This is a genomic window from Billgrantia sp. Q4P2 (assembly GCF_052806135.1).
In genome coordinates this window covers 216,701-231,284 of the sequence record NZ_JBRBAI010000007.1, presented here as the reverse complement: position 1 = coordinate 231,284, position 14,584 = coordinate 216,701, and the positions used below count along the sequence as shown (strand labels likewise).

15 protein-coding genes are annotated in these 14,584 nt (G+C 66.2%); 9 read left to right on the top strand and 6 right to left on the bottom strand.

Annotated features, from left to right (window positions below):
* The first annotated feature begins 82 nt into the window (after nt 1-82).
* From ACUY1T_RS14330 to ACUY1T_RS14295, 8 genes are all read left to right on the top strand, one after another.
* On the top strand, nt 83-1,720 hold the full coding sequence (locus ACUY1T_RS14330) for a benzoate-CoA ligase family protein (RefSeq protein WP_446023899.1): 1,638 nt from the start codon (nt 83-85) through the stop codon (nt 1,718-1,720).
* Nucleotides 1,721-1,792: 72 nt separating this feature from the next.
* Complete coding sequence (locus tag ACUY1T_RS14325; RefSeq protein WP_446023897.1) at nt 1,793-2,935, top strand: ABC transporter substrate-binding protein; 1,143 nt, start codon at nt 1,793-1,795, stop codon at nt 2,933-2,935.
* 63 nt (nt 2,936-2,998) lie between these two features.
* The gene (locus ACUY1T_RS14320) at nt 2,999-3,913 is read left to right on the top strand and encodes a branched-chain amino acid ABC transporter permease (RefSeq protein ID WP_446023895.1); all 915 of its coding nucleotides are present in this window, start codon (nt 2,999-3,001) and stop codon (nt 3,911-3,913) included.
* Nucleotides 3,906-4,952 carry a branched-chain amino acid ABC transporter permease gene (locus ACUY1T_RS14315; protein ID WP_446023893.1) on the top strand — a complete coding sequence of 349 codons (1,047 nt, stop codon included), beginning with the start codon at nt 3,906-3,908 and terminating at the stop codon, nt 4,950-4,952. Before ACUY1T_RS14320 ends, ACUY1T_RS14315 begins: the two co-directional genes overlap by 8 nt.
* Complete coding sequence (locus ACUY1T_RS14310) at nt 4,945-5,697, top strand: ABC transporter ATP-binding protein (protein WP_446023892.1); 753 nt, start codon at nt 4,945-4,947, stop codon at nt 5,695-5,697. Before ACUY1T_RS14315 ends, ACUY1T_RS14310 begins: the two co-directional genes overlap by 8 nt.
* A complete protein-coding gene (locus ACUY1T_RS14305) occupies nt 5,691-6,371 on the top strand; it encodes an ABC transporter ATP-binding protein (protein ID WP_446023890.1) in 681 nt (226 codons plus the stop codon). Before ACUY1T_RS14310 ends, ACUY1T_RS14305 begins: the two co-directional genes overlap by 7 nt.
* An 11-nt stretch (nt 6,372-6,382) precedes the next feature.
* Nucleotides 6,383-6,787, top strand: coding sequence for an acyl-CoA thioesterase (locus tag ACUY1T_RS14300; protein ID WP_446023888.1), 405 nt, complete (start codon nt 6,383-6,385; stop codon nt 6,785-6,787).
* A 13-nt stretch (nt 6,788-6,800) separates the two neighbouring features.
* Nucleotides 6,801-7,214: a RidA family protein gene (locus ACUY1T_RS14295; RefSeq protein ID WP_446023886.1), complete on the top strand. Its 414-nt coding sequence runs from the start codon at nt 6,801-6,803 to the stop codon at nt 7,212-7,214.
* On the opposite strand, the gene ACUY1T_RS14290 is transcribed toward ACUY1T_RS14295, so the two are convergent.
* The 5 genes from ACUY1T_RS14290 to ACUY1T_RS14270 form a co-directional block, all read right to left on the bottom strand.
* Nucleotides 7,215-8,066, bottom strand: a complete 852-nt coding sequence (locus ACUY1T_RS14290; protein WP_446023884.1) for an alpha/beta hydrolase — start codon at nt 8,064-8,066, stop codon at nt 7,215-7,217.
* 29 nt (nt 8,067-8,095) lie between these two features.
* Entirely contained in the window at nt 8,096-8,644 is a 549-nt protein-coding gene (locus ACUY1T_RS14285; protein WP_446023882.1) for a disulfide bond formation protein B, read from the bottom strand.
* The gene (gene gshA, locus ACUY1T_RS14280; RefSeq protein WP_446023880.1) at nt 8,644-10,260 is read right to left on the bottom strand and encodes a glutamate--cysteine ligase; all 1,617 of its coding nucleotides are present in this window, start codon (nt 10,258-10,260) and stop codon (nt 8,644-8,646) included. The genes ACUY1T_RS14285 and gshA overlap by 1 nt, the downstream gene beginning before the upstream one ends.
* A gap of 117 nt (nt 10,261-10,377) precedes the next feature.
* On the bottom strand, nt 10,378-12,732 hold the full coding sequence (locus ACUY1T_RS14275; protein WP_446023878.1) for a Tex family protein: 2,355 nt from the start codon (nt 12,730-12,732) through the stop codon (nt 10,378-10,380).
* Nucleotides 12,733-12,803: 71 nt separating this feature from the next.
* Complete coding sequence (locus ACUY1T_RS14270) at nt 12,804-13,055, bottom strand: DUF1127 domain-containing protein (RefSeq protein WP_446023876.1); 252 nt, start codon at nt 13,053-13,055, stop codon at nt 12,804-12,806.
* 113 nt (nt 13,056-13,168) lie between these two features.
* Here ACUY1T_RS14270 and ACUY1T_RS14265 point away from each other — a divergent pair, with 113 nt between their 5' ends.
* Complete coding sequence (locus tag ACUY1T_RS14265; protein ID WP_446023874.1) at nt 13,169-14,020, top strand: LysR substrate-binding domain-containing protein; 852 nt, start codon at nt 13,169-13,171, stop codon at nt 14,018-14,020.
* On the opposite strand, the gene msrB is transcribed toward ACUY1T_RS14265, so the two are convergent.
* Nucleotides 14,013-14,516 carry a peptide-methionine (R)-S-oxide reductase MsrB gene (gene msrB / locus ACUY1T_RS14260; RefSeq protein WP_446023872.1) on the bottom strand — a complete coding sequence of 168 codons (504 nt, stop codon included), beginning with the start codon at nt 14,514-14,516 and terminating at the stop codon, nt 14,013-14,015. The genes ACUY1T_RS14265 and msrB overlap by 8 nt on opposite strands.
* Nucleotides 14,517-14,584 lie beyond the last annotated feature (68 nt).

Below are 14,584 nucleotides of genomic sequence, written 5' to 3'. Positions count from 1 at the left end.
GCGTTTCCCAAGACACGCCAGACCCGTATCCCCTGTCGACGCTTCCGCGCCGCACAACAACAACGATGTACGGAGAATGGTCATGAACACACCATCGGCCCATGCCGATACCTTCACGCGGGATCGCCTGCCGCCCGCACAGGAGTGGCCAGACCTGAAGCTGGACGGCTTCGATTACCCCGAGCGCCTCAACGCCGCGGTGGAGCTGACCGACCGCTGGGTCGAGCGTGGCCACGGCGAGCACGTGGCGCTGGTCGGCAACGGCCGCCAGCGCACCTATCGCGAGCTCGCCGAGTGGACCAACCGTCTCGCCCATGCGCTGGTGGAAGACCTCGGCGTGCGCCCCGGCCACCGGGTGCTGATTCGTTCGGCCAACAACCCGGCGATGGTCGCCTGCTGGCTCGCCGCCACCAAGGCCGGTGCGGTAGTGGTCAATACCATGCCCATGCTGCGCGCGGGCGAGCTGGCCCAGGTGGTTGACAAGGCCGAGATCGCCCTGGCCCTGTGCGATACGCGCCTGCTCGACGAACTCGACGCCTGCGCCGCCGACAGCGCCTTCCTGAAGCGCGTGGTGGGCTTCGACGGCACCGCCAACCACGATGCCGAACTCGACCGCCTGGCACTCGGCAAGCCGACCGAGTTCGAGGCGGTGGCCACCGCCGCCGACGACGTGGCCCTGCTTGGCTTCACCTCCGGCACCACCGGCATGCCCAAGGCGACCATGCACTTCCACCGCGACCTGCTGATCATTGCTGACGGCTACGCCCGTGAGGTGCTCCAGGTCACGCCCGACGACGTCTTCGTCGGTTCGCCACCGCTGGCCTTCACCTTCGGCCTAGGTGGGCTCGCCATCTTCCCGCTGCGCTTCGGCGCCAGTGCCGTGCTGCTGGAGAAAGCCACGCCGCCCAACATGATGCAAATCATCCGCGAGCATCGTGCCACCGTGGTATTTACCGCGCCTACCGCGTACCGCACCATGCTCGCCTCGCTGGAAAGCGGCCGCGAATTCGACAGCCTGCGCCTGGCGGTATCGGCCGGCGAGACGTTGCCGGCGCCGATCTACCACGAGTGGATGGAGAAGACCGGCAAGCCGATCCTCGACGGCATCGGCGCCACCGAGATGCTGCACATCTTCATTTCCAATCGCCTCGACGACCATCGCCCGGCCTGTACCGGCAAGCCGGTGACCGGCTACGAGGCGAAGATCGTCGATGCCGAGATGAACGAGCTGCCCTGCGGCGAAGTGGGTCGCCTGGCGGTGCGTGGACCGACGGGATGTCGCTATCTGGATGACGCCCGCCAGAGCAGGTACGTACACGACGGCTGGAACATCACCGGCGACGCCTTCACCCAGGACGACGAGGGCTATTTTCACTTCGCCGCCCGCAACGACGATATGATCGTCTCGGCCGGCTACAACATCGCCGGCCCCGAGGTGGAGGCCGCCCTGCTGGCCCACGAGGCGGTAGCCGAGTGTGCCGTGATCGGCGCACCGAATGGTGAGCGTGGGCAGATCGTCGAGGCCTTCGTGGTACTGTCTCCCGGTGTCGAACCGGACGCGGCCTGCGTCGAGCGACTGCAGGCGTTCGTCAAGCAGCGCATCGCGCCCTACAAGTATCCGCGCTCGATTCGCTTCGTCGAGACGCTGCCGAAGACGGCTACCGGCAAGGTGCAGCGCTTCCGGCTGCGGCAGGAGCATTACCCGGATGGCTCGACCTGACGGGCAACCGTAGGGCCAGCGCTGGATACCGCGCTGCTGCATACAACAAACGAAAACGAAGAGGGTAAATCCATGAAGAGACTAGTCAGCGTTGGCCTCGGCCTGTTGATGACCACCGCCATGGCGGCGGCCCAGGCCCAGGAGGTCAAGATCGGCATGATCACCACGCTCTCCGGCGGCGGCTCGCACCTGGGCGTGGACGTGCGTGATGGCTTCATGCTGGCCATCGAGCGCTCCGGCCGCAACGACGTCGAGGTGCTGGTGCAGGACGACGGCAACCGCCCCGACCTGGCCCGCAGCCTGTCCAACGAGTTCATGCAGCGCGACAGCGTCGACATCCTCACCGGTATCATCTTCTCCAACCTGGCCATGGCGGTGGTACCGGCCGCCGTGCGTCAGGGCACCTTCTACATCTCGCCCAATGCCGGGCCGTCGGACCTGGCCGGACGCATGTGCCACGAGAACTACTTCAACGTGGCCTGGCAGAACGACAACCTGCACGGCGCCATGGGCGCCTACATGCGCGAGCAGGGCTACGAGCAACCCATCATCATGGCGCCGAACTACCCCGCCGGCACCGACGCCCTGGCCGGCTTCAAGCATCTCTACGAGGGCGAAGTCGCCGACGAGATCTACACCCAGATGGGCCAGACCGACTACGCCGCCGAGATCGCCCAGATCCGTGCCAGCGATGCCGACAGCCTGTTCTTCTTCCTGCCGGGCGGCATGGGCATCTCGTTCATGAAGCAGTGGGAGAACTCGGGCGTGGACATGCCGGTGTTCGGCGCCGCCTTCTCCTTCGACGAGATCATCATCAAGGCGGTGGGCAGCGCGGCCATCGGCGCCATGAACACCTCACAGTGGGCCTACGACCTCGACAACGAGGCCAACCACGCCTTCGTCGAGGCCTTCCGCGACACCTACGGCCGCACCCCGACCCTCTATGCGGCCCAGGGCTACGACACCGCCAACCTGATCCTCAGCGCGTTGGAAAAGGCCCACCCGGACGACCAGGACGCCTTCCGCGAGGCACTGCGCGAAGCCGACTTCGACTCGGTTCGCGGCAAGTTCCGCTTCGGCCCCAACCACCATCCGATCCAGGACATCTTCGTGCGTGAAGTGGTCGAGGGCGACGATGGCCAGCCCACCAACCGCCTGGTCGGTATCGCCGTGGAGGACATCCAGGACGTCTACCACACCCAGTGCGAGATGTAAGCCTACGCCGCCGGGCCACTCGGCCCGGCGGCGCTTCTGCAACGCTCTACGGTTGACCACGACATGACCCTACTCATCGAACAGCTCATCAACGGCCTGCAGCTCGGCACCATGCTGTTTCTCATGGCAAGCGGCCTGACGCTGGTATTCGGCGTGATGGGGCTGATCAACCTGGCCCATGGCTCCTTCTACATGGTCGGCGCCTACGCCACGGCCGCGGTCACTGCTGCCACGGGCTCGTTCTTCGTCGGCCTCGCGGCCGGTATCACCGCGGCCGCGGCGGTCGGGGCGCTGGTCGAGCTGATCGTGATCCGCCGGCTCTATCACCGCCCGCACCTGGACCAGGTGCTGGCCACCTTCGCCCTGATCCTGATCTTCTCGGAAGGCACCCGCTGGCTGTTCGGCTCCTCGCCGCTGTGGCTCAACCCGCCGGCAATCCTGTCGGGCTCGGTCGCGTTGCCCGGCGGCCTGCGCTATCCCATTTATCGACTGGTGATCATCGCCGTGGGGGTCACCGTAGCCGTGGGAATGTATTTCCTGATTTCGCGCACGCGACTCGGCATGCGCATTCGCGCCGGCGAGAGCGACCGCGAAATGATCGGCGCACTGGGGGTCAACATCGCTCGGCTCTATACCCTGGTATTCGCCATGGGCGCGGCGCTGGCCGGCCTTGCCGGCGCCATGGTCGGCGCCCTGCAGTCGGTGCAGGTGGGCATGGGCGAGCCGGTGCTGATACTCGCCTTCGTGGTGATCGTGATCGGCGGTATCGGCTCGATCAAGGGGGCTCTGTATGGCGCCATCCTGGTCGGCGTGGTGGATACCCTGGGGCGGGTGTTCATGCCAGCCTTCTTCCGCCAGTTCATGAGCCCCTCGGAGGCTGCAGGGGTCGGTTCGGCCGTTGCCGCGATGCTGATCTACATCATGATGGCCACCATTCTGGCCTTCAAACCCAAGGGACTGTTTGCCGCCAATGAATAAGTCCAACACCACGACTCTCGCGCCACAGCCGGGGCTGCCGACGCAGACGACCAGCTGGCACGACCGCAAGGGGCTGGTACAGATCGGCCTGTTGGCCGCGCTGCTGCTGGTACCACTGGCAGCCTATTTCCTGGGCCACGTCTACTACGTCAACCTGGCTTCGCGCATGACGCTGATCGCCATGGCCGCGGTGGGCCTGAACCTGGCGATCGGCTACGGCGGCATGGTGAGCTTCGGCCATGCCGCCTACTTCGGCCTGGGCGGCTACGTGGCCGGTATCAGCGCCTACCACGCCTTCGACTTCACCCCGGTAATCGGCTGGCCGATGGCGATCCCCGGCAGCGACAGCATGCTGGCGATCTGGCTCGCGGCGATCGTGCTGTGCGGTCTGCTGGCACTGGTCATCGGCGCCATCTCGCTGCGCACCACCGGGGTCTACTTCATCATGATCACGCTGGCCTTCGCCCAGATGATCTACTACTTCGCCAACTCCTGGCCCACCTACGGCGGCGAGGACGGGCTGCCGATCTACCTGCGCAACAGCTTGCCCCTGGTGGATACGAACAATGCCCTGACCTTCTTTCTGATCTGCTTCGGCGGACTTACGCTGTCGCTTGCCCTGACGTCACGCATCATGAAGTCGCGCTTCGGTGCCGCCCTGACCATGGCCCGGCTCAACGACACCCGCCTCGCCACCGCCGGCATCGCCCCCTACCCCATCCGCCTGGTCGCCTTCGTCATCTCGGCCATGATCACCGGGCTCGCCGGGGCGCTATATGCGGATCTCAACGGCTTCGTCAGCCCCACCATGTTCAGCTGGCACATGTCGGGCGAATTGATGGTGATCGTGATACTCGGCGGCGTGGGCCGGCTCTACGGCCCGCTGGCCGGGGCCGTCCTGTTCGTGATGATGGAGACCCTGCTGGGCGGGATGACCGAGTACTGGAAGCTGTTCCTCGGCCTGGTGCTGCTGTTCGTGGTGCTGTTCGCCAAGCATGGCGTGATGGGTTGGCTGGCCGGGAGGGAGCGCCATGAATGATGCCGTGCTGACCCTCAGCCAGCTCAACAAGCGCTTCGGCGCCCTGCAGGCCACCCGCGACGTGTCGCTGGACCTGCGCCCGGGCGAGATCCATGCGCTGATCGGCCCCAACGGAGCCGGCAAGTCGACCCTGATCGGCCAGATCGCCGGTGGCCTCAAGCCCGATTCCGGCAGCATCGTGCTCGCCGGCCGGGACATCACCTCGCTCAGCGTGGCCCAGCGCGCACGGCTGGGGCTCGGTCGCAGTTTTCAGGTTTCCTCGCTGGCCGAGCCGCTTTCGGTGAAGCGCAACGTGATGATCGCCGTTCAGGCACTGCAGGGGCACAGCTTTCGCTTCTGGAAGCCGGTGCACCGCGACGAAAGTCTGCTCGCCCCGGCCCTGGAGGCATTGGAGCGCATGGCGCTCAGCCAGCGTGCCGATACACCGGTGGCCGAACTCTCCCACGGCGAGCGCCGCCAGGTCGAGGTGGCCTGCGCGCTTGCGCTGAAGCCGAAGGTGCTGCTGCTCGACGAACCCATGGCCGGCCTAGGCCCCGAGGGCACGGCACGCCTGACCGAACTGCTCGAGGCGCTCAAGCAGGAGGTGCCGATCCTGTTGATCGAGCACGACATGGACGCCGTGTTCCGCCTGGCCGACCGCATCTCGGTGCTGGTGGCCGGCGGCGTGATCGCCCACGGCGACAGCACCGCGATACGCGCCAATCCGCAAGTTCGCGAAGCCTACCTAGGAGAGGCACCATGCTGAACGTCACCGCCATCGAAACTTTCTACGGCCCCTCCCAGGCGCTGTTCGGGGTCGACCTGAGCGTCCAGGCCGGTGAGATGGTCGCGCTGATGGGGCGCAACGGCATGGGCAAGACCACCACGATTCGCTCCATCTTCGGTCTCACTCCGGCGCGCAGCGGCAGCATCACCTTCGAGTCGCAGGACCTGCGCCGCCTACCGTCGTACCGCATCGCCCAGGCCGGCCTTGGGCTCGTACCCGAGGGACGCCGCTGTTTCCCCAACCTTTCGGTACGCGAGAACCTGGTGGTCACGGCGCGGCCCGGCCACTGGAGCCTCGAGCGTGTGGAAGCACTCTTCCCCCGGCTGGCCGAACGGCGCAGTCAGATGGCAGTGACGCTTTCCGGCGGTGAACAGCAAATGCTCGCCATCGGCCGCGCACTGATGACCAACCCTCGGCTGCTGGTGCTGGACGAGGCCACCGAGGGCCTGGCCCCGGTGATCCGTCAGGAGATCTGGGCCGCCATCCGCGCGCTCAAGGCCCAGGGTCAATCCACCCTGATCGTCGACAAGTCGCTCGCCGAGCTGCTGCCGGTAGCCGACCGCTGCACCATTCTCGAAAAAGGACGCACGGTATGGGTGGGCGAGCCCGGTGAACTCGACGACGATCTGCGCGACCGTTATCTCGGCGTATAGAGGAAGCCACCATGCCATTCACCACCCAGCGCAAGGTGCGCTTCCAGCACTGTGACCCGGCGGGCATCGTCTTCTACCCGCGCTACTTCGAGATGCTCAACTCGGTGGTCGAGGACTACTTCGCCGAGTCGGTGGGCCACGACTTCAACCGGCTGCACGTGGAGTCTCGCACCGGCGTGCCAACGGCCCATATCGAGACCGATTTCCACGCCCCCAGCCGGCTGGGCGAAACGCTCGACTTCGCGCTGACGATCCGCGACGTCGGCCGCACCAGCCTGACCCTGCGCACTAAGGTCCAGTGTGGCGAAGAACCTCGCCTGACCTGCGACGCCACCCTGGTGTACGTCGACCTGGACAACGGCCGTCCCCTGCCCTGGCCCGATGCCATGCGCCGCCATTTCGCCATTGAAAGCTAACAAGGATACCAAGATGAAGGACGCCACCTTGCACGAACAGCTTCATCCCAGCCACTGGAAAGCTGCCGTAGGCTACGCCAATGGCGTACTCGCCTCCGGCCGCACGATCTTCGTCGGAGGCCAGATCGGCTGGAACGGCAACCAGGTCTTCGAGAGCGACGATTTCGTCGCCCAGGTGCACCAGGCGCTGGCCAACATCGTCGAAGTGCTCAAGGAAGCCGGCGCCGGACCACAGCACGTGGTGCGCCTGACCTGGTACGTCACCGACAAGCAGGAGTACCTGGCCCGGCTGAAGGAGGTCGGTGCCGCCTATCGAGAAGCGATGGGCAAGCACTTCCCGGCCATGACCATGGTGCAGGTGGCCGACCTGATCGAGGATCGGGCCAAGGTGGAGATTGAAGCCACCGCGGTCTTGCCAGAGGTCTAATCAGACCTCGTGGAAGTTGACGATGCGCTTGGCGAAGCGCCCGCCCGGCGCGTAGTGATCGAGAAGGGAGAAGTGGTCGTCGCCAGGCAATAGCTCAGTGCCTACGGACATGCCCTGAGCCTCGAGATGCTCGGCATGCGCACGCATCTGGCGCTCGAACTCACCTGACTCCTCGCCCCCTGCCACTAGCTGCACTGCCGCAGGCACCCGGCACGGCAGGAACAGTGGACTGTAGTCGTTGACGTCGCGGCCGGTCAGCTGCAGCTTGGGCTGCAGCCACGACCAGGGGAAGGGACGCAGGTCATAGAGCCCGCTGATGCATAGCGTCCCCTTGATCATCTCTGCGGGCAGGCCGTACTCACCTTGCCAGTCGGTGGCCAACAGCATGGCGGCCAGGTGCCCACCGGCGGAGTGGCCGGAGACGCTGAGCCGGGAAGTATCGACACCCAGCTCGGCTCCATTGCGGTACGCCCAGGCCACGGCGGCACGCGCCTGGCGCACCAGCTCGCCGAACGCCACCGTGGGACACAGCGCATAGTTGACCACCGCCACGCTGATGCCCGCCGCTACCAGCCCCTCGGCAACGAAACCGAACTCCCGATGACCCAGCGAGCGCCAATAGCCGCCGTGGAAGAAGACATGCAGCGGCGCATCCTCGGCCTCGGCGTGGTAGACATCCATGCGCTCGGCCAGCGTCGGCCCATAAGCCACGTCCAGCGACACGCGGCAGCACCCGCGGGCAGCCTGGCTGCGCGCTTGCCAGCCGGCGAGTATCACGGCCGGCTCGCGGCCGCGCATGGGATCGTACTCGCGGTCGATGGCTTCCTGGGTAGCGAAGTCACGATAGAGCATGAGCTGTCCTTGTGCGCGTCTCTTGCCGGTTATGCCGGACGACCGGAGCCGCTCAGGGTCGATCGACGTTCGCGCAAGGCACCCAGCAGGATCCCCAGCGGCGCCAGGGAGAGCACGACGAAGCCGATCAGCGTCCAGCCCGGCAGTGAGATGCCCAGCAGCAGGAAGTCGATCTCGGCGCACTCGCCGGAGCCCGATAACACCATGGACACCACATCGCGCATCGGCAGGATGTCCATCATGTAGTCGAGCCCGGGGCCACAGCTCGGTACCTCGTCCGGCGGCAGCGACTGCAGCCAGAGGTGGCGCCAGGCCACGCCGATGCCGCCCAGCACGGCGGCAAGCGACAGCCCGCCGTAGAGTGCTGCGCCCACTCGCCCGCGCGGGTTATGGATCGCTGCGATGACGAATACCGCGGCAGCGGCCAGCACTGCCACCCGTTGGAAGATGCATAGTGGACAGGGCTCGAGCCCGCCGATGTGCTCCAGGCCCAGGGCCACCAGCATCATCAGGGTACAGAAGGCCAACCCGGCCAGGCTCCACTGGCGTACGGAGAGACGTTGGAGTCCCGCAATCATCAGGCATTCCCCTGGCTGGCCACCGCCACGCGGGGCTCGCTGGCGCTGGCGAAATAGTGCTCGAGAAACTGCTCGAAGCGCTGGGTGTCGGCGGCCTCGATGTCGCGTTGCTGCTGATGCGAGGTACCGACCATCTGTTCGAAGGTCGCCTCACGCGCCGGGCTGACGGCTTCGCGCCGCAGCCGCTCGGCATGCTCCCCGGCAAGGGCCAGGATGGCCTCGACGAACTCCTCGCCGGTCGACTCGAGCCGCGCCAGCAGACGCCCGGAAGGCGTCAGTGCCGGGTCTTCGAGCCAGGGCCTGAGCGAGGCGACGGCGTCGGCGTGGGGTGTACCCTGCTCCAGAGCATCGAGCAGTTCGGCAGCCCGGGCAATCTCTACGAAGATCTCACCGCCCCAGTCGGCCACGGAGCGGCGCTGGCCGTCCTGGATCAGGCGCAGCTCGGGGTCGCGCCCGCGCTCGACCACCAGGCGTCGGTTGTCGTCCAGCCGGTCGCACTCCTCGTCGGGTATCCAGGGGCTTTCGGCAAGCAGGCACCACATCAGGAAGGCATCGATGAAGCGCAGACGCGCCTCGTCGATGCCCAGCGGCAGGAAGGGATCGAGGTCGAGACAGCGCACCTCGATATACTCGACGCCACGTGCCTCCAGCGCCTGGCTCGGCGTCTCGTTGTGCCGGGTGACGCGTTTGGGCCGGATATCGCTGTAGTACTCGTTCTCGATCTGCAGGATGTTGGCGTTGAGCTGCTGCCAGTCGCGGCCGTCCCTGACTCCAAGTGCCTCGTAGGCGGGCCAGGGCGTGGAGATGGCGTGACGCAGGGTACCCACGTAGTTCGAGAGAGAGTTGAAGCAGATCTTGAGCTGCTCCTGCACCTTGTTCTGGTAGCCGAGGTCCGACATGCGCAGGCTGGTGGCGTAGGGCGACACCAGGGTCTCGCTGCCATGCGAACGCAGTTTGTCGGGGATGTTGCCCTCGGGCAGGAAGCTGCGGTCCAGCGCCGGCGAGGCACCGAACAGGTAGAGCAAGAGCCAGCTGTGGCGGCGGAAGTTGCGGATCAGGCCGAAGTAGCGGCTCGAGCGATAGTCGTCGAGCGACATTTCCATGGCGCCATCACGCTCGCGCAGCAGCTCCCACAACTCGTCGGGCAGCGAGACATTGTAGTGGATCCCGGCGATGGCCTGCATGATCCGGCCATAGCGAACGTCCAGCCCCTTGCGGTAGACATGCTTCATGGTGCCGACGTTGGAGCTGCCATAGTCGGCAATGGTCACGCTGTCGTTGCCGTCGAGCCTGGCCGGCATGCTGGCCGGCCAGACCAGCTCGTCGCCAAGGTGGCGGTAGCTGAAACGGTGCAGGTCGGCGAGGAAGTCGACGGCATCGCCGGGGCGGCAATAGACCGGCGTGATGTACTCCAGCAGCGCTTCGGAGTAGTCGGTGGTGATGTGCGGATGGGTCAGCTTCGAGCCCAGCGCATAAGGGTGCGGCGTGGCGGCGATGCGCCCCTGGCGATCGACGCGCAGCCCCTCCTTCTCCAGGCCGCGGCGCAGGCGGCCGAAGCGCCCCTGGGTCGCCAGCCCGGCGAGATGCGAAACGGTGTCAGAGTATGAATCAGACAAGGCGTGGACCCCATGTCTCGGAGACCTTCAACGGGTCTCCCGGTCGATGCATGCCGGCTGCCCGTGGCGGCCGGTCATGCGGTTTTTGTCGAGAGTATGGCGAGAGGCGTGCCGGGATCAAGATTTGCCCTTCTTCGCCGCCAGCAGTGCGGCCCCCAGCGCACCCATCTGGCTGGGCGGAGCCTGTTCGCGCGGCGCGCCCTTGCGCTGCGCCTTGCCCTGCCCGCCCCGCCGCTCGCTCTGGCCACCGCGCGACGATTTGCCACCCTCGGCCTCGCCCGGCTGGTCGCCGAGACGCATGGAGAGACCGATGCGCGCACGTTCCAGATCCACGCTCATGACCTTGACCTTGACGATGTCGCCGGCCTTGACCACCGAACGTGGATCCTCGACGAACTTGTCGGAGAGCGCCGAGATATGCACCAGGCCGTCCTGATGCACCCCGATGTCGACGAAGGCGCCGAAGTGGGTGACGTTGGTCACGCTGCCCTCGAGCACCATGCCCGGCTCCAGGTCCTGCAAGGTCTCGACGCCTTCGCGGAACTCGGCGGCCTTGAACTCGGGGCGCGGGTCGCGGCCCGGCTTGTCGAGTTCCTTGAGAATGTCGCTGATGGTGGGCACGCCGAAGCGCTCGTCGGCGAACTCGGCTGGCTTGACCGCCTTGAGCGTGGCGCTGTCGCCGATCAGGCTCTCCACCGGGCGCCCGCTGCGGCTGGCGATGCGCTCCACCAACGGATAGGCCTCGGGGTGAACGGCGCTGGCATCGAGCGGATTGGAGCCGTTCATGATGCGCAGAAAGCCGGCACACTGCTCGAAGGTCTTGGGCCCCAGACGGCTGACGTCGAGCAACTGCTTACGGCTGGCGAAGGCCCCCTCGGCGTTGCGCCGTGCCACGATGGCCTCGGCCAGCGCCGGGTTGAGACCGGCCACCCGCGACAGCAGTGCGCTCGACGCCGTATTTAGGTCGACCCCCACGGCGTTCACACAGTCCTCGATCACGGCCTCGAGGCTCCGCGAGAGCTGCAGTTGGGAAACGTCGTGCTGATACTGGCCCACGCCGATGGACTTGGGCTCGATCTTGACCAGCTCGGCCAGCGGGTCCTGCAGGCGCCGGGCGATGGAGACCGCGCCGCGGATGGTGACGTCGAGATCGGGCAGCTCCTTCGAGGCGTACTCCGAGGCGGAGTAGACCGAGGCGCCGGCCTCGCTGACCATCACCTTCGATAGTGTTCTTTTTCCGGCGAACAGCTTGAGCAGGTCGCCGGCGAGCCGGTCGGTCTCGCGGCTCGCCGTGCCGTTGCCCACGGCGATCAGCGCCACGTCGTGCTTCTCGACCAGCCTGGCCAACTCGGCCAGCGAGGCATCCCAGGCGTTGCGCGGGGCGTGAGGATAAATGGTGGCGTGCTCGAGGAACTGACCGGTGGCATCCACCACCGCCACCTTGCAGCCGGTGCGCAGGCCCGGGTCGATGGCAAGCGTCGCCTTCTGCCCAGCAGGTGCCGCCAGCAGCAGATCCTTGAGGTTGGCGGCGAAGACCTCGATGGCCTCCAGCTCGGCGCGCTCACGCAGCCGTCCCATCAGCTCGGTCTCGAGGTGGGTGTAGAGCTTGACGCGCCAGGTCCAGCGCACTACGTCGGCCAGCCACTTGTCGGCGGCACGCCCCTCGTCGCGAATGCCGAAATGCCTGGCGATGGCCACCTGGGCCGGATGAACCGGCGCCTCGTCTTCGCCGGGCAGGCGAATGGCCAAGGTCAACGCACCTTCGTTGCGACCGCGGAACATGGCCAGCGCCCGGTGGGAAGGCGTCTTGGCCAGCGGCTCGTCGTGCTCGAAGTAGTCCGAGAACTTGGCGCCCTCGCGCTCCTTTCCGGGCAGCAAACGGGCGCTGAGCTCACCCTCCTGCCACAACCGCTCACGCAGCGTGCCGACCAGCTCGGGATCCTCGGCAAAACGCTCCATCAGGATCTGGCGCGCCCCATCCAGTGCCGCCTTGGTATCCTCGATGGCGGGGATGTCGCCCTCGGCGGGGCGCAGATAGCCGGCCGCCTCGGTCTCGGGGTCGAGGGTGGGATCGGCCAGCAGCGCATCGGCCAGGGGCTCGAGACCAGCCTCACGGGCGATCTGCGCCTTGGTGCGGCGCTTCTTCTTGTAGGGCAGGTAGAGGTCTTCCAGGCGCTGCTTGGTATCGGCCGCCTGAATCTGTCCGCTGAGTTCCGGCGTCAGCTTGCCCTGCTCGTCGATGGCGACGAGCACGGCGGCGCGGCGTTCCTCGAGCTCGCGCAGGTAGCGCAGGCGCTCGTCGAGGTTGCGTAGCTGGGTATCGTCGAGCCCACCCGTGACCTCCTTGCGGTAGCGGGCGATGAAGGGCACGGTAGCGCCGCCGTCGAGCAGCTCCACGGTAGCTGAAACCTGCTGCGGGCGAACGGCAAGTTCCTCGGCGAGGCGCGAAATGATCCGGGTCGTGGCGTCCATGACTTCCTTGGTATTGCGGCAACGAATGATCGCGCCAAGGTACCACAAACGCCACGCCGTCGCCGCCGCGATCAGCGTCGCCAGCCGATGTCGTCCCAGAAGGGGCGGCGCGCCTCGCGATTGGCCTGCTGACGGGTCAAGCCGATGTCACGCAGCTGATGGTCGCTGAGTTCCTGCAGTTGGGTGCGTTCGCGACGCAACTGCACCTGATGCTTTACGCGACGTATCCAATGCCACAGTAGCGAGGCGAGCGGCCAGTCTCGCTTGTCGCTTGCAGGCACAGCACAGGATGACGAATCGTAGCAAGTAACTGGGGTTCTCATGTCGGACTTCCTCCAGGTCATGTCGGGAGATGGAGAAAGTCTCGACGAGGCGCTAGAATCAATCCAACGAATAGTCCTGATGCCTAGCATCATCGTACATGATGGAAACGACCATGCTGCATACCATCGATCATGAGCTGCTGCGCACCTTCGTCGCCATCGTCGACCATGGCGGTTTCACCCGCGCCGCCCGGGCCGTCAACCGCACCCAGTCGGCGGTCAGCATGCAGATCAAGCGCCTCGAGGAGGACGTGATTCAGCGCCCGCTGTTCGAGCGTCAGGGGCGCCAGATGCACCTGACCAGCGAGGGCACCACCCTGCTCGGCTATGCGCGTCGAATCCTCGATCTGCAAGGCGAGGCGCTCAACATGCTGCGCGAGCCGGACATGGTGGGCAGGGTGCGGATCGGCGTGCCAGACGATTTCGTCATGCGCTTCCTGCCGGGGATTCTCAAGTCGTTCTCGCAGACCTGGCCGCTGGTCGACGTCGAGGTACAGTGTGCGCCCTCCTCCGAACTGCTCGGTCGCCAGCAGGGCAGCCTCGATTTGAGCATCGTGACCCGCGAAGTGGGCCAGGAGATCGGTACTATCCTGCGCCGCGAGGAGACCGTCTGGGTGGTGGCGGAGAGCCATACCGTACATCGCCAGTCGCCACTGCCGCTGGCGCTCTTCGAGGAGCCCTGTTTCTGCCGCCGCCACGCCTGCAACGCCCTGACCCGGGCCGGGCGTCAGTACCGCATCGCCTACTCCAGCCCCAGCCTTGCCACCTTGCAGGCAGTGGTGGGCGCGGGTCTTGCCGTGTCCGCGTTGATGAAGAGCCTGGTCACTCCCGGCATGCGCATCCTCGGCGAGGCCGACGGTTTCCCCCCGCTACCGGACGGTTCCATCGTGCTGCTGCGCTCACCCGAGGCCACCTCGCCCGCGGTGGACGGCCTGGCGCAACATATCGTGGAGGGGTTCAGGTAGTCGCCGGCACGAAAGTCAGTGCCAGGCCGTTGTTGCACCAGCGCAGCCCGGTGGGCTCGGGGCCGTCGCTGAAGACATGGCCCTGATGGCCGCCGCAGCGGGCACAATGGTATTCTCGCCGGGGCCAGATCAGGCTGAAGTCGAGCTGGCTGAGCAGGTGCCCCTCGACGTGCTCGAAGAAACTCGGCCAGCCGGTGCCGGAGTCGTACTTCATGGCGCTCTCGAACAGCAGCAGATCACAGCCGGCGCAGCGGTACTCTCCCTCGCCCCACTCCTTGTCCAGGGGGCTCGAGTACGGCGGTTCGGTACCGTGATCGCGCAGGATCTCGAACTGCTCGGGCGTGAGGCGTTCGCGCCACTCGTCGCGTGAGAGTTCGAGACGCTCCAATCCCGGCGCGGGCTCGAGACTGAGCCGGGGAAATCCCCAACCGACGCTGGGCACTAGACTTGCAGCACCGGCCGTACCCAGCAGACCAAGAAAAAGACGGCGTTTCATTGGACCCTCCCCCTGGTCAGCCAGCCGACATGCCAGGTCGAAAACGAAACGGGGAAGAGGCATACGCC